Raw genomic sequence first — 22,789 nt, 5'->3', positions numbered from 1 at the left:
GCAAACGCGATTGCCGGTGAAAAGCCCGATTGCCTTATCACCATCGACAGTCCGGATTTCTCGCTGCGCGTCGCCAAGAAGGTGCGTGCCGCCGATCCGACTATCCCGATCGTCCACTATGTCTGCCCGAGCGTGTGGGCGTGGCGGCCGGGCAGGGCGGCGGCGATGAAGCCATATGTCGATCACATTCTTTGCATCCTGCCGTTCGAGGTGAAGGAACTCGCTCGCCTGGGCGGGCCGCCCGGCACCTATGTCGGGCATCGCCTTGCACACGATCCGGGCATAATCAGTGCCGCCAGGGCGCAGGCGCAGCCGCGTGACCTGTCCGCAGATCACGTCAAAACGTTGCTTGTACTGCCAGGTTCGCGTCGCGGCGAGGTGCGGCGCCTGGTTGGGCCGTTCGGCGAAACGCTGTCGATCCTGCGGGCGCGCGGGCACCGCTTGCGCCTGCTGTTGCCGACGGTGCCGCACGTCGCCGACCTGGTCAGGACCTCGGTCGCGAGCTGGGACGAGAAGCCGGAGATCATCCTTGATGCCGAACGCAAATGGCAGGCCTTCGGCAAGGCGGATGCGGCGCTGATCGCGTCGGGGACGGTATCGCTGGAACTGGCACTGGCGGGTGTGCCAATGATCTCCTGCTACCGGCTCGATCCGGTCATGCGCATGGCGCAGCCGCTGATCAAAGTATGGAGCGCAGCCTTGCCCAATCTCATTGCCGACCGACCGGTTGTGCCGGAACACTACAATCAATATGTGCGGCCGCATTATCTGGCGCGGCAGTTGGAAGCGCTGTGCTCCGATACCGCCTACCGCACCTGGCAGAAGCATGGTTTTGCCGACATTGCCGGGCGTATGGCAACCGCCAAGCCGTCAGGCGAGATTGCCGCGGGGGTGGTGATGGGGATGGTGAGGAAGTGAGTGAATTATGAATTGTGAATAGTGAATTGTGAATAGCGGTTTCTATGGACAGGGAGCGACGCTTCGCTACTCCCATTCACCATTCACCATTCACCATTCACCATTCACCATTCACCATTCACCATTCACCACCTTCACCGCTTCGCGATTGGCACGTAGTCCCGTTCCGGCGCGCCGGTATAGAGCTGGCGCGGGCGACCGATCTTCTGGTGCGGATCCTCGATCATCTCCTTCCACTGCGCGATCCAGCCGACGGTGCGGGCGACCGCGAACAGCACGGTGAACATGGTGGTGGGAAAGCCCAGCGCCTTCAGCGTGATGCCGGAATAGAAATCGACGTTCGGATAGAGCTTCTTCTCGATGAAATAGGAATCGGTCAGTGCGATCCTTTCCAGCTCCATGGCGATGTCGAGCAGTGGATCGTCCTTGATGCCGAGCTCGCCCAGGACCTCGTGCGCGGTCTTCTGCATGATCTTGGCGCGCGGATCGTAATTCTTGTAAACGCGGTGGCCAAATCCCATCAATCGGAACGGATCGTTCTTATCCTTGGCGCGCGCAATGAATTCCGGGATGTGATCGACATGACCGATCTCGCCCAGCATGTTCAGGGCTGCCTCGTTGGCGCCGCCATGTGCGGGACCCCACAGGCAGGCGATGCCGGCAGCGATACAGGCAAAAGGATTGGCGCCCGACGAGCCGGCCAGGCGGACGGTCGAAGTCGAGGCGTTCTGTTCGTGATCGGCGTGCAGGATGAAGATGCGCTCCATCGCGCGGGCCAGCACCGGATTGATCTTGTATTCCTCGCAAGGCACGGCGAAGCACATATGCAGGAAGTTGGCTGCGAAATTCAGCTCGTTCTTCGGGTAAATGAATGGCTGGCCGATGTGGTATTTATAGGCCATCGCCGCGATCGTCGGCATCTTGGCGATCAGCCGCATTGACGCGACCATGCGTTGATAGGGGTCCGAGATATCGGTGGAATCGTGATAGAAGGCCGACAGCGCGCCGACCACGCCGCACATCACCGCCATCGGATGCGCATCACGGCGGAAGCCGGTGAAAAAGCGCGACATCTGCTCATGCACCATAGTGTGGCGCGTCACCCGGTAGTCGAAATCGTCCTTCTGCGCCTTGGTCGGGAGTTCACCATAGAGCAAGAGATAGCAGACTTCGAGGAAGTCGCCGTGCTCGGCCAATTGGTCGATCGGGTAGCCGCGGTGCAAAAGAATGCCAGCATCGCCATCGATGAAGGTGATTTCCGATTCGCAGCTCGCCGTCGACGTAAAACCGGGATCGTAGGTAAAGACGCCGGCGGTGTTGTAGAGCGAACCGATGTCGATGACGTCCGGTCCTACCGAACCACTTCGTATCTTGAATTCATGGGTTTTGCCGCCGAGTTCCAGCTTGGCCGTCGATGCCTGGGTTTTGCCGCCAAATTCCATTTTTGTCGCAGGTTCGGTCATAGCAAACTCCTTTTTGTTTCCTCAGGCCGGCAAAGGCAAAATATCTGAACCCAACACGTCAAAAGCATCGGAATACGCACATTTGCGCCCGCAATTGAATCTGCGCGGCAGATTAGGCCAAGACCCAATGTTGCACTGCGAAACACACCTTTCAATGCCAATCTTCTTGGGCCAGTTTGCTAATCGATTTGATCAGCGATCCGCGCCAGGCTTTCCTCGCGGCCAAGCACGGCAAGCACATCAAACACACCTGGCGAGGTACTTTTGCCGGTGAGCGCGGCGCGCAAAGGTTGGGCCACGGCGCCGAGTTTATGGCCGGCGGCCTGCGCATAGTCGCGGATCGCGGCTTCGGCTGAGGCGGCAGACCACCCCGAAACCGTGGCTAGTGCCGCATGAGCGCCCCGCAGGATCGCGCGCGCCTCACCGCTGAGCAGCGCCGCCGCCTTCTCGTCGACCGGCAGCGGCCGTTCGACGAAAAGGAATGCAGCCCCTTCAACAAGTTCGACCAGCGTTTTGGCGCGCTCCTTCAGGCCCGGCAACGCGGCAAGCAGTTGCGCCCTGCGTCTGTCGTCGAGGCGAGCGGCGATTGCCGGGCCGCCTTCTAGATAGGGCAGAGTGGCGATGAAGATGTCGAGCAGCGCCGCGTCGTTCATCCGGCGCATATGCACGCCGTTAAGCGCCTCGAGCTTGGCGAAGTCGAAACGGGCGGCGCCCTTGTTGACGTCGCCAATGTCGAACCATGTAATCATGTCGGCGATCGACATGATCTCATCGTCGCCGTGGCTCCAGCCAAGCCTCGCCAGATAGTTGAGCAGCGCCTCCGGCAGGTAGCCCATGGCGCGATAGGCTTCGACGCCAAGCGCACCGTGCCGCTTCGACAGCTTGGCGCCGTCGGCACCGTGGATCAGCGGGATATGCGACATCGACGGCACCTCCCAGCCCATGGCGTGATAGATTACGGTCTGGCGTGCGGCGTTGGTCAAATGATCGTCGCCGCGGATGATGTGGGTGATGCCCATGTCGTGATCGTCGACGACGACGGCATGCATGTAGGTGGGATTGCCGTCCGAGCGCAGAATAATGAAATCGTCGAGATCCTTGTTGGGAAAGCGCACGTCGCCCTGGACGCGGTCATGCACCACCGTCTCGCCGTCTGTCGGCGCCTTGATGCGGATCGCCCCCTTGGCGCCGGGCGGCGCCTCCGACGGGTCGCGGTCGCGCCAGCGCCCATCATAGCGGGGCGGAAGCCCCTTGGCTCGCGCTGCCTCGCGCATCGCCTCCAGCTCCGCCGGCGTCGCGTAGCAGTAATAGGCCTTGCCCACGCGCACCAGCTCCTCGGCCACCTCGCGATGGCGCGGCGCGCGCTCGAACTGCGAGACAGGCGCGCCGTCCCAGGTGAGTCCGAGCCAGGAAAGCCCGTCGAGAATGGCTGCCGTCGCCGCATCCGTCGACCGCTCACGGTCGGTATCCTCTATACGCAGCAGCATCGTGCCGCCCGTGTGCTTGGCGTACAGCCAGTTGAACAGCGCCGTGCGCGCGCCGCCAATGTGCAGATAGCCGGTGGGCGAGGGGGCAAAACGGGTGACGACCTTATCGGGCATGGAACTCTCAGGCGGGCGAAGGAAGTGGGTTTGCGGACTTTCGCGCGTTGCGCGTTCATGTAGCATAGGAGGTCGAGGGCGCAAGGGGCAGACCCGATGGCTGTGCGAGGCCGTGGTGCGGGCGAGGGCGAGGACGTTGGCAGCGACGTCAGCGAACGCTTGCTGTTTGCCGCTCCCCCGCCTGTCCTGCCGGCACCGGCATTGCTACCTGCTCCGCGCTTCGATGCTCCGTCGCTGCCGGCCAGCGACCCAGCAACGGTTCTCGTGCCCGCGGGCGCGCCTATCGTACGCCTGCGCAGGCGTTTCCGCCTCCCGTCACCGTCCCGTATCCGCAACAGCGTAACCACAGCGGCCGGTCTGGAACTCGACCGCGGCATCGCCTTCCTGCTGGTGCCGGTGTTCCTCGCATGCGGGGTGGTCGTTTATTTCGGGCTGTCGGTGGAGCCGGCCTTTCCACAGCCGATCGCAATCGCGCTCCTCGCGACCCTTTGTGCCGTCGTCTCGCGGTCATGGCCCAGGACGCGCCTGTGCTTCATGGTGGCGCTGCTCTGCGCGCTTGGCGTACTTGCCGCCAAGTTCGAAACATGGCGTGTCGGAACGCATATGCTCGGCTCCGAAATCTCGACGCGGCTGACGGGTCGCGTCGTATCGTACGAGCCCATGGCGAGCGGCCGCATCAGGCTGACAATCGATGTGATCTCAACCGCCAGGCCGACACTGCGCTACATGCCGGAACGGGTCCGCGTTTCGGCGATGAAGATACCGGCTGAGCTGACCGCCGGTTCCGAGATCACCGGCTATGTGCGGCTGCTGCCGCCGACCGGCCCGGTGCGGCCCGACAGCTATGATTTCTCCTTCGACAGCTATTTCGCCGGTATCGGCGGCAGCGGCTTTTTTCTCGGCAATCCGAAAATCGTGTCGTCGGACAGCATGCCGCTTGCCGCGCAGCTTTCTTCCGCGATCGAAGACGCGCGTGAATCCATCGCCGACCATATCCGCAGCCGCATCGGCGGTGCCGAGGGCGAGATTGCTGCTGCGCTGATCGTCGGCGTGCGCGCCGGCATTCCCGAGGAGATCAACGAAGCGATGCGGCGCACCGGCATCTACCACATCATCTCCATCTCGGGGCTGCATATGGCGTTGGTCGCCGGCACCATCATGGCGCTGCTGCGGGGTGCCTTCGCGCTGTTTCCCGATTTCTCATCGCGACGGCCGGTCAAGAAATATGCCGCGGCCGCCGCGCTTTTTTCGATTGCGGCCTACCTCGTCTTTTCCGGCATTGTCGTGGCGGCCGAACGCAGCTTCATCATGCTGGCGGTGATGCTTATCGCCGTGCTGTTCGACCGGGCCGCGCTCACCATGCGCAACCTGGCGATCTCGGCCATCGCGGTCATCCTGGTGTCGCCGCACGAGGTGGTCGGTCCGAGTTTCCAGATGTCCTTCGCCGCGACGGCGGCCCTTGTCGGCGCCTATGCAGGCTGGTCCGATTACCGCGCCGGCAGGGCCACCACGCCGCCGCCGCGGCAGTCGCCGCTACGCTTTGCCACTCGAAAGGTCCTGCTGGGCATGTGCGGTCTGGCGATGACCTCGATCATTGCAGGGAGCGCCACGGCGCTTTTCGCCATATGGCATTTCCAGCGCGTGGCGCCGCTCAGCCTGTTCGCCAATCTGGCCATCATGCCCATCGTGTCACTGGTCGTCATGCCCTTCGCCGTTCTCAGCGCGCTGGCGATGCCGTTCGGTGCGGATGGCCCTTTTCTCTATGTCATGGGCAAGGGGCTGACGGCGATGATCGCCCTGTCCGGGTGGATCTCGGAGCGCTCGCCGATCGATGCGGTCGGGCTGATTTCGCTGAGATCCGTCCTTCTGGTGACGATCGCCCTCGTCATTGCCAGCATGGCGACGACGTGGTTGCGGCTGGCGGCACTTCCTTTTGCGCTCGCCGGCTTGCTGACGACAACGCAGACACGCATACCCGACGTATTGGTCTCGGAGGACGCACGGCTGGTCGCGCTGCCGATCGGCAGCGGTGAACTCGCGGTCAACCGGGCACGCCCGAATGAGTTCACCATCGACAACTGGAAACGCGCGCTCACATCAGAGGCTATCGTCGCGCCGGAAACACCTGGAAAGAACGACCCGCAATTCGACATTGCCGATCCGGCCGACCTACCGCCGGGCATGCCGTTCATTTGCACGGACGGCCTCTGCCTTGCCAGGCATCCATCCGGCGCGATCATCGCGCAAGCCACGGACCGCGATACTGCGCGGCCAGCCTGCGCCTTTGCCAGCTTGATCGTCATCGACGACGCCACCGCCCATAACCCCTGCTACTACGACCGGCTGGTCCTCGTCGTCACCAAACGGCAACTGGCGCGCGCGGGAAGTGCCGCCGTCTATTTCGATCCACAAGCGGCAACACGCGCCGAGATCCGCTTCGCCGTCGAAAAATCATACCGGCCCTGGCACGTGCAACGGAAATTTTCACGCGCGGCACGGGGCCTGCCGCCATACCGCAGGGCCGACAATCCCAAAGCCGGCGCCAAGGGCGGAACTCAGTAGCGGCGGATCAGTCCGACGAGCTTGCCCTGCACCTTGACCCTGTCTGGTCCGAAGATGCGCGTCTCGTAGGCCGGATTGGCGGCTTCCAGGGCGATCGAGGCGCCCTTGCGGCGGAACCGCTTCAGCGTCGCTTCCTCCTCGTCGACCAGTGCCACCACGATCTCACCGGGGCTCGCCGTATCGGCATTGCGGATGATCACCGTGTCGCCGTCGAAAATGCCGGCCCCGATCATCGAATCGCCTTTGACCTCGAGCGCATAATGCTCGCCGCCCATGATCATATCCGGCGGCACCGAAATCGAATGCGTCTGGTGCTGGATGGCGTCGATCGGCACACCGGCAGCGATGCGGCCCATTACCGGGATCGAAACGGCGGCGACGACATCGTCGTCATTTCCGGCTGCGGGCACGCGCGACGATGTCGGCTTGCCCTGCCGAGGGGCGCCTTGCCCAAGGCTGCCCTGGATGACACTCGGCGAGAACTTGCGTGCCGCATTGAGGCCGGGGGCGATCGAGTCAGGCAGGCGTAGCACCTCCAGCGCACGGGCCCGGTTGGGCAAACGGCGAATGAAGCCGCGCTCCTCCAGCGCCGTAATCAGCCGGTGGATTCCGGATTTGGAAGCCAGGTCGAGCGCTTCCTTCATCTCGTCGAATGAAGGCGGGATACCGCTTTCCTTCAACCTTTCGTGGATGAACATAAGCAGTTCGTGTTGTTTGCGTGTCAGCATAGCGACCCCCAACAGAATCAGAAAAACAAACCCAGAACAAACACTATCTGTTCCAGTTGTGTTCCGCAACTGTTTAAAGTTTAATGAATGCGTTAAGGCTCGGGAAACAAACGACGTCCCCTACCGGCGTTAACGCATTTTCACCGCCGCGAGCCTCATCGCCTTGATTCTGCTTTCGTTTGCGCCCTTCTGGCCTCCTAGAAGGCGGCACTGGCATCGGCCGTCGGTCGGCAAAAGGCACGGAATTGAACCCGTATCGACTGTGCGGTTTGGTCAATGCACCGTGAACGAAACGAACTCAAAACGCCAACCTCGGGTTAAGTCCCGGTTTCCACCGCCTGGTCAGGCTGCTTCTCGCCGGTGGAGCCTTGCTGCGCGCAACCAAGTAATGGAAGAACAGTCGATGCGTGTCCGGCGTTGCGTTGGATCTTGGGGGAGCAGACAAATCATGACAGGAATTCCCGATCTCGTGGCCATAAAGGCGATGGATGCCGCGGATCCGCTGCGCGCGATGCGCGACCGCTTTGTGTTGCCGCAAGGAGTGATCTATCTCGACGGCAATTCGCTAGGAGCTGCTTCACGTGCCGCTTTCGATGAACTGCACAAGGCCGCGACCGAAGAATGGTCGCATGATCTCATCCGCGCATGGAACACGGCCGGCTGGTTCAACATGCCGCTTGAACTTGGCGACCAGCTCGGGCGCCTGATCGGGGCCGCGGCCGGCCAGACAGTGGTCTGCGACACGACATCGGTCAATATCTACAAGCTGCTGCACGCCGCCATGGCCATGCGACCGGAGCGGCAGGTCATCGTCGCCGAGGGCGATAGTTTTCCGACGGACCTCTACATGGCCGAGGGTGTGGTTTCGACGCGAAAAGATACGCTGCTGCGCCTCTCGGGAGTCGACGCGCCGACCATCGAAGAGCTGATCGACGAACGCACCGCTGTGGTGCTGGTCAACCACGTCAACTATAAGTCGGGCGAACTGCGCGACATGCCGGCGCTGACGCGCAGGGCTCAGGAAGCCGGGGCGATGATCGTCTGGGATCTCTGCCACACCGCCGGCGCGATGCCAGTCGAACTCGACAAGGCAAACGCCGATTTTGCCGTTGGCTGCACCTACAAATATCTGAATGGCGCCCGGGCGCGCCTGCCTTCATCTATGCGGCTGAGCGGCATCTTTCCGACATCCAGCAGCCGCTCACCGGCTGGTGGGGCCATGCACGGCCCTTCGCCTTCGAGCCAGGCTATGCGGCCGGCACCGGCATCCGCCGGTTTCTGTGCGGCACACAGCCGGTCCTGTCGATGCGCACGCTGAAGGGCGCGCTCGACATCTGGAACGATGTCGACATGACGGCGGTGCGCAAGAAGAGCATCGCGCTGGCGGATCTGTTCATCGAGCTTGTCGAGGCAAAGTGCGGCACTTACGGGCTCACGCTCGAAAGCACGCGCGATGGGGAAAAACGCGGCAGCCAGATTTCATTCATGCATGAGCATGGCTACCAGGTCATGCGCGCGCTGATCGAACGAGGCGTGATCGGCGATTTTCGCGCGCCATCGACCATGCGCTTCGGCTTCACCCCGCTCTATGTCGGCTACGCCGATGTCTGGCAGGCCGTCAAAGTGCTTGAGGACATCCTGCACACCGGTGCGTGGAAGGATGCGCGCTTCGCCATCAAAGCAGCTGTCACTTGAGATTGATGCGAGAGCTGGAATCGTGAGGCTGGCGACGACGCGCCGCGCGATGCTTACGGCTACGCTGCAAGGCCATATGCCAGGGAAGGCGCAGGGTGTTCGAACGTCACATTGCCGATTGGGACAACGCCTATGCCAACGGCGCCAACATAGCCGGCAGCGATCGCTGGCCGGCGGCTTGGATCGAGCCCGCGCGGGTTTTCCGCGACGTGCTTTCGACCGAGGGCAGGGCGCGGCTCGACATGGCCTATGGCGACAATCCACGCAACCGGCTCGATCTTTTCCTGCCGGCCATCAAGCCTAAGGGACTCGTGGTGTTCGTTCATGGCGGCTACTGGATGGAATTCGACAAGAATTTCTGGTCGCATCTTGCCGCTGGCCCTGTTGATCGCGGCTATGCGGTGGCGATGCCGTCCTACACGCTCTGTCCGCAGATACGCATTGGCGGCATCGTCAAGGAGGTCGGCGCGGCGATCGGCAAGGCGGCGGCGATGGTTGCAGGGCCGCTGATGCTGACCGGGCACTCGGCCGGCGGCCATCTTGTTAGCCGGATGGTTACGGCGACGACGCCGCTGGCGACCGAAGTGGTCCGGCGCGTTCGTCATGTGGTGTCGATCTCGGGGGTGCACGATTTGCGCCCGATCATGCGCACCGGCATGAACGAGACGCTGGCGATCGATGAGGCCGAGGCGCAGGCCGAAAGTCCGGTGCTGCTGCGCCCGATGGACAAGGCCCGCCTGACCTGCTGGGCCGGCGGCGGCGAGCGCGCCGAATTCCTGCGTCAGAGCGCGTTGCTGGCCAACATCTGGATCGGCCTGGGTACCGCGACCAGCTCGGTGGTCGAGCCTGACCGGCATCATTTCAACATCATCGACGGTTTGGCCGATCCAGACCATCCGCTGACCCGGACCTTGATTTCGGAGTGAGGCAGGTTCAGCGTAGCATCAGTACGTCGCAGGGGGAGCCCGCCGCCGCGGCAGGCGCGAACGGCGCGCGAACGATCAGCCCGTCGGCATCGGCCAGCATTTTCAGCATCGAGGAGTCCTGGATGCCGAACGGCGTCGCCACGAGCGTACCGGCGTCATCTATGACAACAGCCCGCACATAATCTTGCCTGAGATCGTTGGCCGGCATGGCGGCACCGAGCCGTGCCCGACGTATATCCTGCTGAAAGGCGCGGCCGCCGAGCCGCGCCAGCAGCGGCTTCAGGAAGAGCTGAGTGCAGACCAGGCTTGCCACCGGATTGCCGGGCAGGCCGATGCAGCGAATGTCTCCCAGCCGCCCGAACATCAGTGGCTTGCCCGGCCGCATGGCGATCTTCCAGAAATCGAGCGTCATGCCTTGCCCGGTCAGCACGTCATGGACGAAGTCGTGGTCACCGACCGAGGCACCGCCCAGCGTGACGATGACGTTCGCGCCAGCCTTCACGGCCTTTTCAACCAGCGCAGCGATCGCCTCCCTGCGGTCCGGCGCGATGCCAAGGTCGAGCGCGCGCGCACCGACCGACTGTGCGGCAGCGGCGACACCATAGGCGTTGGAGGAGATGATCTGGTCGGGGCCAAGATCGCTGCCCGGCGGCAGTAATTCGTCGCCGGTGGCGATGATGGCGACCAGCGGCCGTTTGACCACGCGCACCTCGGGGTGATTGGCCGATGCCGCCAGCGACAAGGCCGCCGGGTCGAGCAGGCGGCCTTTGGGCAGCAGGACATCGCCCTTGGCGAAATCGAGCCCGAGGCGGCGGATGTTGCGCCCCTGCACCGTCCGTTCCGTCACTTCGACGCTGCCGCCACCGAGATCGCGGACGTTCTCCTGGATGACGATAGTGTCGGCGCCTTCGGGAAGCGGCGCGCCGGTAAAGATGCGCACGGCCTGCCGCTGCTGCACCGTTCCGGCAAAGCCGCGTCCGGCCGGCGCCATGCCGACCACCGAAAGCCTTGCCGGTACGGACGCGATATCGGCCGCCCGCACGGCATAGCCGTCCATGGCGGAGGCGTTGAACGGCGGCTGGGTGCGGAGCGCCACAACCGGCTCCGCCAGCACGCGGTCGGCGGCATCCAGCAGTGCGACGCGTTCGCCCGGCAGCGCTGCTGCGCCGTCCAGCAGGCGCTCGAGCGCCTCGGCAACTGGGACCAGCACCATTATCGGCCTGCCTCGGTGGCCCCGTCTCCGGTGATCTTGTAGTCGCCGGATTTGCCGCCGGTCTTTTCAACCAGCCTTATGCCGGAGATGACCATGGCGCGGTCGACCGCCTTGGCCATGTCGTAGATGGTCAGGCAAGCGACCGAGACGGCACTCAGAGCCTCCATCTCAACGCCGGTCTTACCGGTGACGCGGGTCAATGCTGTCACCTTCAGGCCGGGCAGCGCGGCGTCCGCCTCGATATCGACAGATATCCTGGTCAGCAGCAGCGGATGGCAAAGCGGGATCAGTTCATGCGTCTTCTTGGCCGCCATGATGCCGGCAATGCGCGCGGTGCCCAGCACGTCGCCCTTCTTGGCGTCGCCGGCGAGGATCATGTCCAGCGTCTCGGGCCGCATCGCGACAAAACCTTCTGCGACTGCCGTGCGCACCGTCACAGCCTTGTCGCCGACATCGACCATGTTGGCTTCGCCCTGCGCGCCAAGATGGGTGAGGGTGGCCGCCATCCTCAAACGGCCTCTGCCGGCGCCTTGCCCGTCAACAGCAGGCGCGTTGCCGCGGCCACGTCCTGCTGGCGCATCAGGCTCTCGCCGACCAGGAAAGTCGCAATTCCGCTCTGCTCCAGCCGGCGGCAATCGTCGTGCGAAAAGATACCGCTCTCGCTGACCAGATGGCGGTCGGCCGGCACCATCGCTGCCAGCCGCTCCGAGGTCTGCAGGCTGGTTTCGAAGGTCCGGAGATTGCGGTTGTTGATACCGATCAGTCGCGACGACAGCTGCAGCGCGCGTTCCATTTCAGCCTCGTCATGCACTTCGACCAGCGCGTCCATGCCGAGCCCGAACGCTGTCGCTTCGAGTTCTCTTGCCAACGCGTCGTCGACGCTGGCCATGATGATCAGGATGGCATCGGCGCCCCATGCCCTGGCCTCGTAGACCTGATAGGGGTCGAACAGGAAATCCTTGCGCAGGGCAGGCAGCTCGACGGCAGCGCGCGCAGTGGTGAGGAATTCGGGCGCGCCTTGGAAGGAGGGTGCGTCGGTCAGCACCGAAAGGCAGGCGGCACCGCCCTTCGCATAGGCCCTGGCCAGCGCCGGCGGATCAAAATCGGCGCGGATCAGGCCTTTGGATGGGCTAGCCTTCTTGATTTCGGCAATCAGCGCGAACCTGCCGGATTTGCGCTTTGCTTCAAGGGCGGAAAGAAAGCCGCGCGGCGCGTCGGCATCCGTCGCCCGTGCCTTGATCTCGGCCAGCGGCACGCGCGCCTTGGCCGCCGTGATCTCGTCGCGCTTGTAAGCCTCGATCTTGCGCAGGATGTCGGACATGGTTTTAACCGTTCGAAATCTCGATCAGCCTGTCGAGCACTTTCAGCGCGCGGCCGCTGTCGATGGCCTGCGCCGCCGTTACCATGCCGTCGGCGAGGGTCGTCGCTTTGCCGGCCACCACCAGCCCGGCGCCGGCATTCATCAGCACCGTATCGCGAAAGGCGCCGGCGGCGCCGCCCAGCATGTCGCGCAGTGCCTGGGCGTTGTGGGCGGCGTCGCCGCCGCGCAACTCGTCCTTGGTGTGCCGCTTCAGTCCGACGGCTTCCGGGGTCAGAGTAAAGCTGCGGATCTCGCCGCCGGCCAATTCGGCGACAAGTGTCTCGCCGGTGGTGGTGATCTCGTCATAGCCGTCGCCATGGACGATCCAGGCATGGTCGGCACCAAGTTCCTTCAACGTTTCTGCCACCGGCATGATCCATTCGGGCAGGAACACGCCGACCATCTGCCGTCTGACACTCGCCGGATTGGAAAGCGGGCCCAGCAGGTTGAAGATGGTGCGGGTTCCGAGCTCGACCCGGGTCGGGCCGACATGCTTCATCGCCGGGTGATGCGCCGGCGCGAACATGAAGCCAACGCCGGCCTCGTGGATGCAGCGGCCGATCGTCTCCGGAGGGATGTCGATCTTGACGCCCAATGCGATCAGCACATCGGCGGCGCCGGTCAGCGAGGACAGCCCGCGATTGCCGTGCTTGGCGACGGGCACGCCGCTGCCGGCGATGACGAAAGCGGATGCGGTCGAAATGTTGACGCTGTGCGAATTGTCGCCGCCGGTGCCGACAATGTCGATGGCACCCTCGGGAGCTTCGACACGCAGCATCTTGGCGCGCATGGTGGCGACGGCGCCGGCGATCTCGCTGACGGTCTCACCGCGCACGCGCAATGCCATCAGGAAGCCGCCGATCTGGCCGGGGGTAGCATCGCCGGACATGATGATGTCGAAGGCCTCGCGCGCCTCCTCGAAGGAAAGAGCGCTGCCGGCGGCGACCTTGGCGATGTGGATCTTCAGCGCGCTCATCTGGCCAGGGCTTGGGTTACGGCCGCCTGATCGATGCGGACGTCATATTGCGTCTGCAACTGCGCGACCAACTGGTCGAGCAGGTCGTCGGACATGCCGGAGGTGAAGGACTTCTGTGCGTCCTGGGGCACTGAGCTGGCATCGGCCCCGGCAGGCTCGAATACCTCGGCAACCTTGAACAGGATCTGTCCGTCGCCCGTGGGCGAGGGGATCAACCCGGTGCCGCCTTCGCCGACGCCGAACATCGCGGCGGCGCCTTCCTTGCCGAAATCGACGTCGTCCGCATCGCGCTTGACGCCGCGCTTGGTCTGCTTTTCGAGCTTGAGCTCACCGGCGATCACCTCGAGCGTGACGCCAGCCTTGAGACGCTTCTCGAGCTCCTGTGCTTTTGCGGTGAGCCGTTTGGTGGTCTCCGCCGCGGTCCAGTCGGCCACGACCTTCTGGCGGACTTCGTCCAATGTGCGGTCGCGGGCAGGCGTGATCGCGCTCACGTCGTAGAAGACGAAGCCGTTATCGGCGGTGGTGAGGCCTTCATTGTCGGTTCCGGGTTCGGATTCGAACACCGCCTTGATGAGTGCCGGCGATTCCGGCAGGTCTTTGACGATACTTCCATCCGGCCGTTGGCCGGTGCGGTCGATGGCATCGATGGTGACGACCTTCAGCTTCAATTTGGCGGCTGCCTCGGCGAGCGAACTGCCCGAGGCGCGCGTATCCTCGTAATTGTCGTGCACGTCCAGCAAGATGCGGCTTGCCTCGCCCAGTGCCAGGTCCTTGCGGATCTGCTCGGACACTTCGGCCAGCGGCTTCACCACTTCGGGCTTGATCTCGGTGACGCGCAGCAGAACGGGACCAAAGGCGCCCTGTACGACCGGGCTGACCTCATTGACGTTCAGTTTGAAGGCAGCATCGGCGACCGCCTTGTCGGCGATCTTGTCCTTGGCCAGCGTGCCGAGCAGCGTGTCTGCCGGCGTCTTGCCTTCGGCAGCGACGATCTTGTCGAAGGTCGCGCCGGTCCTGAGCGAATCGAGCGTCGCCTTTGCGGCATCAGGTGTCTTGAACACAAGCTGCTCGATGGTGCGCATCTCCGGCGTGGTGTAGCGCGCCTTGTTCTTATTGTAGTCGTCGCTGACCTGTTGGTCGGTCACCGCGCTCAAATCCATGATGTCCTCCGGTTCGAGCCTGACATAGGAGAACTTACGGTATTCGGGAGCGGCGTAGGTTTTCTTGTTTTCCTCGAAATAGGCCGAAAGCGCGCTGTCGGACGGCGCTTCTATCGGTTCGACCAGCGATTTCGGCAAGGTCAGGTAGTCGATGGTGCGATCTTCGCCGCGATAGAGCGCGACCGCCTTGAAGAATGTATCCGGGGCCTTGAGGCCGTCCGAAACCGCCTCGACGATCTGCTGGCGGACCGCGACCTGGGCGCGGTTCTTCAAATAGTCTTCCGGCCGCATGCCGACCTGCCGAAGCAGGTACTCGAAGGTTCTCCTGTCGAAGGTTCCGGCAGGCCCTTTGAACGCCGGGTCTTCACGCGTCAGTTCGGCGAGCCGGTCCTTGGACAGGCCGAGGCCGAGCTTGCGGGCCTGCTCGTCGAGGACGGCACCCGACACGAGTTGCGCCAGCACCTGGTTGTCGATGCCGAGCGCCGTCGCTTGCTCACGGCTGATGCGCTGGCCGAATTGCTGCGACATGACGCTGAGCTGGCGATCGTAGGCGAGGCGGTATTCGTTGATCGAGACCTTGGTGCCTCCGGCCGTAATCACGGCGTCATGGCCGGCAAGACCGCCCATCAGCCGCCCCGAGATGCCCCAGATGGCGAAGCTCAACACCAACAATGACAGCAGCAGTTTCGCGACCCAGGTCCCCGCCGCGCTTCTCAACATACCAAGCATGAGTACTTCCGATTTTTGCGCATTTCGCATGCGCCGAGTCTGAAACAAGCGCAATAGCGCCCTTCCTGCCCACTGTCGATTGCTTTGTGGCCTGATTTTGATAGTGAGGGCCAGCTGGAAATTGCCCGGAGAAACAAATCCCATGACCACTGGAATCCGCCCGCTCGTCGCCGGCAACTGGAAAATGAACGGCACCAGCGCCTCGCTCAACGAGATCAGGATGATCGGCAACGGCTTCATGAGTGGGCTCGACGCCGAGACCGAAGCGGTGGTCTGCGTGCCGGCGACCTTGCTTGCGCACGCCGCCGAGATTCTGTCGCGCACGCCGGTGCGGGCCGGCGGAGAGGATTGCCACACCGAGGAGAGCGGCGCCTATACCGGCTGCATTTCGGCCGAGATGCTGAAGGATGCAGGTGCCAGCCATGTCATCGTCGGCCATTCCGAATGCCGCGCCGATCGCAAGGAGGACGATGCCTTGGTCCAGGCCAAGGCCTCCGCCGCATGGCGCGCCGGGCTGGTGGCCATCATCTGCATTGGTGAGACAAGAGCCGAACGAGAAGCAGGAGCCACGCTCGACGTGCTGTCGCGCCAGGTCGCTGGCTCGGTCCCGCCAAACGCCACGGCTTCCAACACCGTCATTGCCTATGAGCCAATATGGGCGATTGGGACCGGCTTGACCCCGACCGCCGCCGACGTCGCCGAGGCACATGCGCATATCCGCGAAGAACTGGCACGGAAGCTCGGCAATACGGCGGCCAAGATGCGCATTCTCTACGGCGGCTCGGTCAAGCCGTCCAACGCCATCGAGTTGCTCGGCGTCAGGAATGTCGATGGCGCGCTGGTCGGCGGCGCCAGCCTAAAGGCGGCGGACTTCCTCGGCATCGCGGAAGCCTATCGAAACATCGCTTGATACAAGGGCTGGTTGCTGCATTTGAGCGGACGGCCGGCGTCGAAATCGTTGCAAAGGACGCATTGCTTCCCATATTCCGGCCACGGGCTTGGAAATGCCGTCAAAGCATTGTATTGAGCCGCCTCCAAATCAGCGGCCGCACAAGGCCTTGCCAGGGTAAATTATGGAAACCGTACTGATCGTCGTCCACCTCATGGTCGTGCTCGCGCTTGTCGGCGTGGTGCTGCTGCAGCGCTCCGAAGGCGGCGGCCTCGGCATCGGCGGCGGATCGGGCTTCATGACCGCGCGTGGCGCCGCCAATGCGCTGACGCGGGCGACGGCGATCCTGGCTGCCGCTTTCTTCGTCACTTCGCTGACACTGTCGATCGTTGCGCGCTATGGCGAGAAGCCGATCGACATTCTCGATCGCGTGCCGGCGACCTCGGACGGAGCAGGCAAGGGCGTACTCAACCAATTGCCTGGAACCACGACGCCGACGCCGGCGTCGGGCACCACGGCGCCGACCCAGCCGTCCGGCAATGGCGCGGCAACGACGCCGCCGCCAACCGCTCCGGCGACGCCGCCAGCGACAAACGGCGCCACCGCGCCGGCTACGCCGCAGGTCCCCAACCAGTAATAGGGCAACTTATGCCGCGATCTGTTGTCGTTTGAACACAGTCGCGGCAAATGCCGCACGATCACGAAGATTCGACTGCGCCTCACGCTTGAGGCGCTTCCGGCTAATCGATTATACGTTGCACGCGGCATTCTCGGCGTCCTTGGGGGGCGCCGGGCGACGCCGTGGGCAACAAGCATTGAACGATCGGATCTTCCCCATGCAGCTTCGCAGCTTCATTTTTGCCGGCCTTTGTGCCGTGCTCAGCCTAGGTGCGCCCGCTTTCGCGGCCATGCCGACGGCAAACTCGGCCCACAAAGCCGCAACAACAACCGACGTCGTCAAGGTCGCTGCCAAAAGCGATGCAGCGCAATTGAAGCTTCTCAAGAAGAAGAAAGATCCGACGCCGGACGACCTTGCGCAGATCCGCAAGATCGAAGCCAAGATCGCAGCCGACAAGGACGCCGCTCGCGCCAAGGCACTCGAAGCCAGGAAGCTGGCGATGCGCGAGGCGGCGAAAGGCAAAGCCGATGCGGAACGCCAGGCGTTCCTTGCCAAGAAGAGCCAGCCGCTCGCAACGGCCAAGGTGGCTGACGCCACGCCGGCCAAGAAGAAGACCGTCAACATCATCGAACCGATTACGCCCATTGCGCCGATCCAGTCGGCCGAGCCGATCCCGGCCGAGGCCATGAACGTTGCGCTGACCGGCAACAATGGCGAGTTGCGCAGCGAACCGGTCGGGCAGAAGCCGCAGAGCGTCGGGCTGTTCGCGGGACTGTTCGGCGGCACATCCTCTTCGTCGATGTCGCTGCTTCCGGAAACACGCGCGCTCGACGCCGCGCTGGAAAGGAAGCAGGCCAAGCGGCAGTTCAAGGTCAAGCCGGAATTCGTGCCGCAGGAGGTCGAATTCACCGGCTACAACCCCGGCACCATCGTCATCGATACCAGCGCCCGTCGTCTCTACCTCGTCGAATCATCGTCAACCGCCCGCCGTTATGCCATCGCGGTCGGCCGGGAAGGCCTGCAGTTCAAGGGTACGGTTGCCGTCGGCGACAAGCAGGAATGGCCGCGCTGGATTCCGACGCTGGATATGCAAAAGCGCGAACCCAAGCACTATGGCCAGTACAAGGACGGCATGCCCGGCGGCGGCGACAATCCGCTCGGTGCGCGCGCCATCTATCTTTACGACGGCAAGAAAGATACCCACCTGCGCATTCACGGCACCATCGCGCCGCAGTCAATCGGAACCAGCGCCTCCAATGGCTGCTTCCGTATGATCAACGAGCACGTCATGGACCTTTACCGCCGGGTGAAAGTAGGCACCAAAGTCGTCATCATCTGACGCTTTGACAGATCGTGCCAAAAGGGCCGGCCTCGCCGGCCCTTTTGTTTTGATACGCCAACGACCAGAGCGCCTTCTTGGGAAAAAGCCTTCGCGGCGGTTTTTTCTCTGGCGGAATCAATTCGGCCGCGTTAAGCGATGACTCCCATGGCGCGATATGTATTCATCACAGGCGGCGTGGTTTCCTCACTTGGAAAAGGCATTGCTGCAGCGGCCCTTGGGGCTCTCTTGCAGGCGCGGGGCTATCGCGCACGCATCAAAAAGCTCGATCCCTATCTCAATGTCGATCCCGGCACGATGTCGCCCTATCAGCACGGCGAAGTCTTCGTGACCGATGACGGGGCCGAGACCGATCTCGATCTTGGCCATTATGAGCGCTTCACCGGCCGCTCGGCCAACCAGCAGGACAACATCACCACCGGCCGCATCTATAAGAACATCATCGAGCGCGAGCGGCGCGGCGACTATCTCGGCGCCACCGTGCAGGTCATTCCGCACGTCACCGACGAGATCAAGAATTTCGTCCTCAACGGCAATGACGACTACGATTTCGTGCTGTGCGAGATCGGCGGCACCGTCGGCGACATCGAAGCGATGCCGTTCCTGGAGGCGATCCGCCAACTCGGCAACGACCTGCCGCGCAACAACGCCGTCTACGTCCACCTGACCTTGATGCCTTACATTCCGACGGCAGGCGAACTGAAGACCAAGCCGACGCAGCATTCGGTCAAGGAGTTGCGCGGCATCGGCATTGCACCCGACATACTGCTGGTCCGCGCCGACCGGCCGATCCCCAAGGAAGAGCGCAGAAAGCTGTCGCTGTTCTGCAATGTCCGCGAAAGCGCCGTCATCCAGGCGCTCGACGTCCCGCATATCTACGACGTGCCGATGGCCTATCACAATGAAGGGCTGGATTCGGAAGTGCTGGCGGCCTTCGGCATCGATCCGGCGCCGAAGCCGCGCATGGAACGGTGGCAAGCGGTGTCCAACCGCATCCACAATCCGGAAGGCGAAGTGACCATTGCCGTCGTCGGCAAATATACCGGCCTCAAGGACGCCTACAAATCGCTGATCGAGGCGCTGTCGCATGGCGGCCTCGCCAACCGGGTCAAGGTCAAGCTCGACTGGATCGAAAGCGAGATATTCGAGAAGGAAGACCCGGCGCCGTGGCTGGAGAAGGTCCATGGCATTCTCGTCCCCGGCGGTTTTGGCGAGCGCGGCTCGGAGGGCAAGATCCTGGCGGCGAAGTTCGCGCGCGAGCGCAAGGTGCCGTATTTCGGCATCTGCTTCGGCATGCAGATGGCTTGCATCGAGGCGGCGCGTTCGCTGGCCGGCGTCGAGCACGCATCATCGACCGAGTTCGGTCCAACCGAGGAGCCGGTTGTCGGCTTGATGACCGAATGGCTGAAGGGCAACATGCTGGAAAAGCGCAGGGAAACCGGCGACCTTGGTGGTACCATGCGGCTCGGTGCCTACCAGGCCGACCTTGCCAAGGGATCGAAGATCGCCGAGATCTATGGCGATACGCAGATTTCCGAACGCCATCGCCACCGCTACGAGGTCAATGTCGACTATAAGGAGCGGCTCGAGGATTGCGGCCTGGTGTTTGCCGGCATGTCGCCGGACGGCGTGCTACCGGAAACGGTCGAATATCCCGACCACCCCTGGTTCATCGGCGTGCAGTACCATCCCGAGTTGAAAAGCCGGCCGCTCGATCCGCACCCGCTGTTTGCCAGCTTCATCGAGGCGGCGGTAGAGCAGTCGCGGCTGGTCTAACTAGCCGCCCATGCAAACTTACGTCGCGCTGCTCTACAGCATTGTCCTGGGCGAGGGGCGGCGGGTCGTCATGTCCGATCTGAAGGCGATGGCCGAAGGCCTGGGTCTGAATAACCCGCGCACGCTGGTGGCGACCGGCAATCTGGTTTTCGAGGCGCAAGAAACAGAACTTGCGGCGTTGGAGCAGCGGCTGGAGGTGACGTTCGCAAAGACTTTCGGCCGCCACGTCGACATCATCGTGCGCCGCGCCGACGGCTGGCTGAGGATGGCGGCCAGCAATCCGTTCCCAGCCGAATCGGCTGAGGCCGCGGACCAGGTGGCGGTGCGCGTGATGCGGGCGCCCGTTCCCGCCGAGACCGCCGCGGCGCTTGAGGCGTATGCCGGCAAGGACGAGAAGCTGCGGATTGTCGGCGGCGACATCTGGATCGTCTTTTCCCGCGAGACGCCGAGTTCGCGGCTGCTTGCGGCGGTCAGTCACAAACGTCTCGGCATCGGCACCTCGCGCAACTGGAATACGGTGCGCCGCCTGGCCGAGATGGTCGCAGAATAAACGGGGCGGCTCGCGCCGCCCCAAATCGCTCAGGCCTTGGCTATCCTGGCTCCGGCACCGAGTGCCATGGTGCGCAGCACGTAGTAGATGACGCCGGCAATTGCCACGCCGAAGAACCAGCCATAGACGCCCCACCATGACGGCAGCAGGCTGGTGAAGTTGGGCAGGATCGAGGAGAAGACCGCGCCGATACCGGCGGCGATGAAGGCATTGACATGCCAGCCGCCCTGAAAGCGGAATTCGCCATTCTCCCTGTAGAGCGCCTCGACGTCGACCTCGCCCTTCCGGATCAGATAGTAGTCGACCATCATCACGCCGAAGATCGGCCCCATCGTTGCGCCAATGATGTTGACGAAGGAGGCGGCACTGCCTTCCCAGGGCGCGAATGGATAGAGCACCAGCGCGATCAGCGCCGCGATGTAGCCGCCCTTCTTGAAGTCGATCTGGCGTGGAAAGACATTGGAGAAGTCGAAGGCCGGCGACACGAAGTTCGCCACCACATTGATGCCGAGCGTCGCCACCGCAAAGGTCAGGGCTGCGAGCGCCGCCAGGAACCAGCTGTCGAATTTCGCCGAAATCTGGTCGGGATGCAGCAGCACCTCGCCATAGACGTCGAAGGCGGCGATCGTCGTAACGCCGGCGACCAGCGAGAACAGGATAAGATTGACCGGCAGGCCCCAGATGTTGCCCTTGCGCAGCGATGCCTTGTCGGGGGCGTAGCGCGCGAAATCGCAGAAGTTGAGATAGAGCGCGGAGAAATAGGTCACCCAGATCGCGGCCACCGCAAACAGCGAGGTCCAGGAGCCCGGCGTGCCCGGCACGCCCGCGTCCTTTGTCTTTTCCAGCAGCACATCCATCGGGATGTCGCTGGTGAAAGCGAAGGTGCCTGCCTTGATGCAAAGATAGATCGCCAGGATCAGCATCATCACCCACACCGCCGGTCCGGCCCAATCCTGGAAGCGGCGCACCGTTTCCATGCCTTTCTGGATGATCAGGAGTTGCAGCGCCCAGATGACGGCGAAGCAGATCACCTCGAGCCCGGAATGGCCGAGGAAATGTGTGCTCTGGTTGAAGTCGGCGAACCATTGCGAGCGGATCAGCAGGGCTACGATCGCCCCGGAGGCGGCCGCCGTCTGCGCGCCGTACCAGAAGCAGGCGACGATGGCGCGCACCAGCGCCGGTATGTTGGCGCCCCAGATGCCGAAGGAGGCACGCGCCAGGACCGGGTAGGGCACCCCGGTCTTCACGCCGGCATAGCCGACCATGTTCATCAACGCATAGATGATCAGCGAACCGATACCGATGGCGATGATGAAGTTGACGAAGCCGCCGCAGAACAGGAACAGGCTGGCAGCGAGATAGTAGCCCCACAGGCTGTGGACGTCCGACGTCCAGACGTTGAAGATCGAGAACGGTCCCCAGTTTCGAACCTTCGCCGGAGCGAGATCCTCATTGTACAGGTCCGGTGATGCGCCTTGTATTGTCATTGCTATGTCCTCCCCTTGCAACCGCACGCGCCTCCACGCATGGCACGCAGGTTAAGCCTGACGCAGGGGAACCGGCAAGCAGACGATTTGCCGGCTTTGGGCTTAAAGTCATTCAATGAGAAACGCGCTTATCGGCGTGGCGTCGTTGAGCTTCTAGCGCCGGCGATTCGTGGGGTGACACCAATCGCTCGACCTAAGCTCCAGAGTCCACCTTGTGCGTGATCAGGGCGGCAAGCTTTTTGGGCGCTTGTGCGCGATAACTCTCATCGAGCCATGACTTCAGTTGTCCCATCGGTGGCAGTTCGTCCGGTGCTGGTTCGAACGTCACCCATCCGCTCTTGCCAAGGCCGTACTCCGTCGGCGACGCATAGTGGAGCTTTCTCGCCTCGTCGCCGCTGTAGGGGAGTTTGAGGGAGATGCTGAACGGTTCGCCTTCAAGGCTCAAATAAGCAAAGGTCTTGCCTTTCACCGCGAGATCGTCGTGACCAGGCCACGGACTCTTTGTCTCGGCGCCTGGATAGGTGAGGCCGAAGGCGCGTAGTTCCTTGAGAACGGCATCGGTCGAAGCGCGCGATTTCCTACTCATCAACTCTCCTCCATCGCTGTCGGTGGCTATCCTGGCAGACGAGCCGACGGGGAGCCTCGACAGCAAGAGCTCGGAGCAGGTGTTCACAATCCTGCAGAATCTGGTGCGCGAACGCGGCAAGACGGTCGTGGCAGTCACGCATGACCTCGACATGGCCGCACGCATGGATCGCCGCATTCACATAGTGGACGGGAAGATCAGCTGAACCGGGC

The 22,789-nt window shown here is 63.1% G+C and carries 18 protein-coding genes and 2 pseudogenes; 10 read left to right on the top strand and 10 right to left on the bottom strand.

Features of this window, described 5'->3' with window-relative positions:
* A partial coding sequence (locus NKH04_RS19525; RefSeq protein ID WP_353044783.1) for a lipid-A-disaccharide synthase occupies positions 1-918 on the top strand: 918 nt, incomplete at its 5' end.
* Positions 919-1,052: 134 nt separating this feature from the next.
* On the opposite strand, the gene gltA is transcribed toward NKH04_RS19525, so the two are convergent.
* Both gltA and gltX read right to left on the bottom strand, forming a co-directional pair.
* Positions 1,053-2,381, bottom strand: a complete 1,329-nt coding sequence (gene gltA / locus NKH04_RS19520; RefSeq protein WP_023674946.1) for a citrate synthase — start codon at positions 2,379-2,381, stop codon at positions 1,053-1,055.
* Between the two features lie 179 nt (positions 2,382-2,560).
* The gene (gltX, locus tag NKH04_RS19515; RefSeq protein ID WP_353044782.1) at positions 2,561-3,982 is read right to left on the bottom strand and encodes a glutamate--tRNA ligase; all 1,422 of its coding nucleotides are present in this window, start codon (positions 3,980-3,982) and stop codon (positions 2,561-2,563) included.
* A gap of 96 nt (positions 3,983-4,078) precedes the next feature.
* On the opposite strand from gltX, the gene NKH04_RS19510 reads away from it, so the two are divergent.
* Positions 4,079-6,544 carry a ComEC/Rec2 family competence protein gene (locus NKH04_RS19510; RefSeq protein WP_353044781.1) on the top strand — a complete coding sequence of 822 codons (2,466 nt, stop codon included), beginning with the start codon at positions 4,079-4,081 and terminating at the stop codon, positions 6,542-6,544.
* Here the strand turns inward: NKH04_RS19510 and lexA are convergent.
* Positions 6,538-7,272: a transcriptional repressor LexA gene (gene lexA / locus NKH04_RS19505; protein WP_353044780.1), complete on the bottom strand. Its 735-nt coding sequence runs from the start codon at positions 7,270-7,272 to the stop codon at positions 6,538-6,540. The two genes, NKH04_RS19510 and lexA, sit on opposite strands and share 7 nt — an antisense overlap.
* Positions 7,273-7,720: 448 nt before the next feature.
* On the opposite strand from lexA, the pseudogene kynU reads away from it, so the two are divergent.
* Positions 7,721-8,967: pseudogene (kynU, locus tag NKH04_RS19500) on the top strand (kynureninase).
* 95 nt (positions 8,968-9,062) lie between these two features.
* Positions 9,063-9,893: a hormone-sensitive lipase gene (locus tag NKH04_RS19495; protein WP_352872420.1), complete on the top strand. Its 831-nt coding sequence runs from the start codon at positions 9,063-9,065 to the stop codon at positions 9,891-9,893.
* Positions 9,894-9,900: 7 nt separating this feature from the next.
* Here the strand turns inward: NKH04_RS19495 and NKH04_RS19490 are convergent, their stop codons facing one another.
* The 5 genes from NKH04_RS19490 to NKH04_RS19470 are packed head-to-tail and all read right to left on the bottom strand — an operon-like array spanning position 9,901 to position 15,331.
* Positions 9,901-11,106 (bottom strand): molybdopterin molybdotransferase MoeA, encoded by a 1,206-nt coding sequence (locus NKH04_RS19490; RefSeq protein WP_353044779.1) that lies wholly within the window; start codon positions 11,104-11,106, stop codon positions 9,901-9,903.
* Positions 11,106-11,612 (bottom strand): cyclic pyranopterin monophosphate synthase MoaC, encoded by a 507-nt coding sequence (gene moaC, locus NKH04_RS19485; protein WP_352474267.1) that lies wholly within the window; start codon positions 11,610-11,612, stop codon positions 11,106-11,108. Before moaC ends, NKH04_RS19490 begins: the two co-directional genes overlap by 1 nt.
* A 2-nt stretch (positions 11,613-11,614) precedes the next feature.
* Positions 11,615-12,427, bottom strand: coding sequence for an indole-3-glycerol phosphate synthase TrpC (gene trpC / locus NKH04_RS19480; protein WP_352474266.1), 813 nt, complete (start codon positions 12,425-12,427; stop codon positions 11,615-11,617).
* Between the two features lie 4 nt (positions 12,428-12,431).
* Positions 12,432-13,442 carry an anthranilate phosphoribosyltransferase gene (gene trpD / locus NKH04_RS19475; protein WP_352616138.1) on the bottom strand — a complete coding sequence of 337 codons (1,011 nt, stop codon included), beginning with the start codon at positions 13,440-13,442 and terminating at the stop codon, positions 12,432-12,434.
* Positions 13,439-15,331 carry a SurA N-terminal domain-containing protein gene (locus tag NKH04_RS19470; RefSeq protein ID WP_352772201.1) on the bottom strand — a complete coding sequence of 631 codons (1,893 nt, stop codon included), beginning with the start codon at positions 15,329-15,331 and terminating at the stop codon, positions 13,439-13,441. Before NKH04_RS19470 ends, trpD begins: the two co-directional genes overlap by 4 nt.
* A gap of 142 nt (positions 15,332-15,473) precedes the next feature.
* Here NKH04_RS19470 and tpiA point away from each other — a divergent pair, with 142 nt between their 5' ends.
* From tpiA to NKH04_RS19445, 5 genes are all read left to right on the top strand, one after another.
* Positions 15,474-16,241, top strand: a complete 768-nt coding sequence (tpiA, locus tag NKH04_RS19465; RefSeq protein ID WP_352474263.1) for a triose-phosphate isomerase — start codon at positions 15,474-15,476, stop codon at positions 16,239-16,241.
* A 163-nt stretch (positions 16,242-16,404) separates the two neighbouring features.
* On the top strand, positions 16,405-16,857 hold the full coding sequence (secG, locus tag NKH04_RS19460) for a preprotein translocase subunit SecG (protein ID WP_353044778.1): 453 nt from the start codon (positions 16,405-16,407) through the stop codon (positions 16,855-16,857).
* 199 nt (positions 16,858-17,056) lie between these two features.
* Complete coding sequence (locus NKH04_RS19455; RefSeq protein ID WP_352502401.1) at positions 17,057-18,178, top strand: L,D-transpeptidase; 1,122 nt, start codon at positions 17,057-17,059, stop codon at positions 18,176-18,178.
* A 147-nt stretch (positions 18,179-18,325) separates the two neighbouring features.
* Complete coding sequence (gene pyrG, locus NKH04_RS19450) at positions 18,326-19,954, top strand: CTP synthase (RefSeq protein WP_352448839.1); 1,629 nt, start codon at positions 18,326-18,328, stop codon at positions 19,952-19,954.
* A gap of 10 nt (positions 19,955-19,964) precedes the next feature.
* On the top strand, positions 19,965-20,504 hold the full coding sequence (locus NKH04_RS19445) for a DUF1697 domain-containing protein (RefSeq protein ID WP_352474258.1): 540 nt from the start codon (positions 19,965-19,967) through the stop codon (positions 20,502-20,504).
* A 29-nt stretch (positions 20,505-20,533) separates the two neighbouring features.
* Here the strand turns inward: NKH04_RS19445 and NKH04_RS19440 are convergent, their stop codons facing one another.
* Both NKH04_RS19440 and NKH04_RS19435 read right to left on the bottom strand, forming a co-directional pair.
* Positions 20,534-21,991 carry an NCS1 family nucleobase:cation symporter-1 gene (locus tag NKH04_RS19440; RefSeq protein ID WP_352474257.1) on the bottom strand — a complete coding sequence of 486 codons (1,458 nt, stop codon included), beginning with the start codon at positions 21,989-21,991 and terminating at the stop codon, positions 20,534-20,536.
* 193 nt (positions 21,992-22,184) lie between these two features.
* On the bottom strand, positions 22,185-22,577 hold the full coding sequence (locus NKH04_RS19435) for an MmcQ/YjbR family DNA-binding protein (protein ID WP_352474256.1): 393 nt from the start codon (positions 22,575-22,577) through the stop codon (positions 22,185-22,187).
* Here NKH04_RS19435 and NKH04_RS19430 point away from each other — a divergent pair.
* Positions 22,573-22,782 (top strand): annotated as a pseudogene (locus NKH04_RS19430) (ABC transporter ATP-binding protein); the annotation flags it as partial. The gene NKH04_RS19435 and the pseudogene NKH04_RS19430 overlap by 5 nt on opposite strands.
* Positions 22,783-22,789 lie beyond the last annotated feature (7 nt).

The sequence above is a fragment of the Mesorhizobium sp. M1365 genome (assembly GCF_040317865.1).
GTDB lineage: Bacteria > Pseudomonadota > Alphaproteobacteria > Rhizobiales > Rhizobiaceae > Mesorhizobium.
Note: the sequence above shows the minus strand (reverse complement) of the source record. Positions and strands in the feature narration are given on the sequence as shown.

What these genes read in the sequence shown, in the direction of transcription:
- gltA (WP_023674946.1), bottom strand. Translation starts at nt 2,381, where the DNA reads ATGACCGAACCTGCGACAAAAATGGAATTTGGCGGCAAAACCCAGGCA.
- gltX (WP_353044782.1), bottom strand. Translation starts at nt 3,982, where the DNA reads ATGCCCGATAAGGTCGTCACCCGTTTTGCCCCCTCGCCCACCGGCTAT.
- NKH04_RS19510 (WP_353044781.1), top strand. Translation starts at nt 4,079, where the DNA reads ATGGCTGTGCGAGGCCGTGGTGCGGGCGAGGGCGAGGACGTTGGCAGC.
- lexA (WP_353044780.1), bottom strand. Translation starts at nt 7,272, where the DNA reads ATGCTGACACGCAAACAACACGAACTGCTTATGTTCATCCACGAAAGG.
- NKH04_RS19490 (WP_353044779.1), bottom strand. Translation starts at nt 11,106, where the DNA reads ATGGTGCTGGTCCCAGTTGCCGAGGCGCTCGAGCGCCTGCTGGACGGC.
- moaC (WP_352474267.1), bottom strand. Translation starts at nt 11,612, where the DNA reads ATGGCGGCCACCCTCACCCATCTTGGCGCGCAGGGCGAAGCCAACATG.
- trpC (WP_352474266.1), bottom strand. Translation starts at nt 12,427, where the DNA reads ATGTCCGACATCCTGCGCAAGATCGAGGCTTACAAGCGCGACGAGATC.
- trpD (WP_352616138.1), bottom strand. Translation starts at nt 13,442, where the DNA reads ATGAGCGCGCTGAAGATCCACATCGCCAAGGTCGCCGCCGGCAGCGCT.
- NKH04_RS19470 (WP_352772201.1), bottom strand. Translation starts at nt 15,331, where the DNA reads ATGCTTGGTATGTTGAGAAGCGCGGCGGGGACCTGGGTCGCGAAACTG.
- tpiA (WP_352474263.1), top strand. Translation starts at nt 15,474, where the DNA reads ATGACCACTGGAATCCGCCCGCTCGTCGCCGGCAACTGGAAAATGAAC.
- secG (WP_353044778.1), top strand. Translation starts at nt 16,405, where the DNA reads ATGGAAACCGTACTGATCGTCGTCCACCTCATGGTCGTGCTCGCGCTT.
- NKH04_RS19455 (WP_352502401.1), top strand. Translation starts at nt 17,057, where the DNA reads ATGCAGCTTCGCAGCTTCATTTTTGCCGGCCTTTGTGCCGTGCTCAGC.
- pyrG (WP_352448839.1), top strand. Translation starts at nt 18,326, where the DNA reads ATGGCGCGATATGTATTCATCACAGGCGGCGTGGTTTCCTCACTTGGA.
- NKH04_RS19445 (WP_352474258.1), top strand. Translation starts at nt 19,965, where the DNA reads ATGCAAACTTACGTCGCGCTGCTCTACAGCATTGTCCTGGGCGAGGGG.
- NKH04_RS19440 (WP_352474257.1), bottom strand. Translation starts at nt 21,991, where the DNA reads ATGACAATACAAGGCGCATCACCGGACCTGTACAATGAGGATCTCGCT.
- NKH04_RS19435 (WP_352474256.1), bottom strand. Translation starts at nt 22,577, where the DNA reads ATGAGTAGGAAATCGCGCGCTTCGACCGATGCCGTTCTCAAGGAACTA.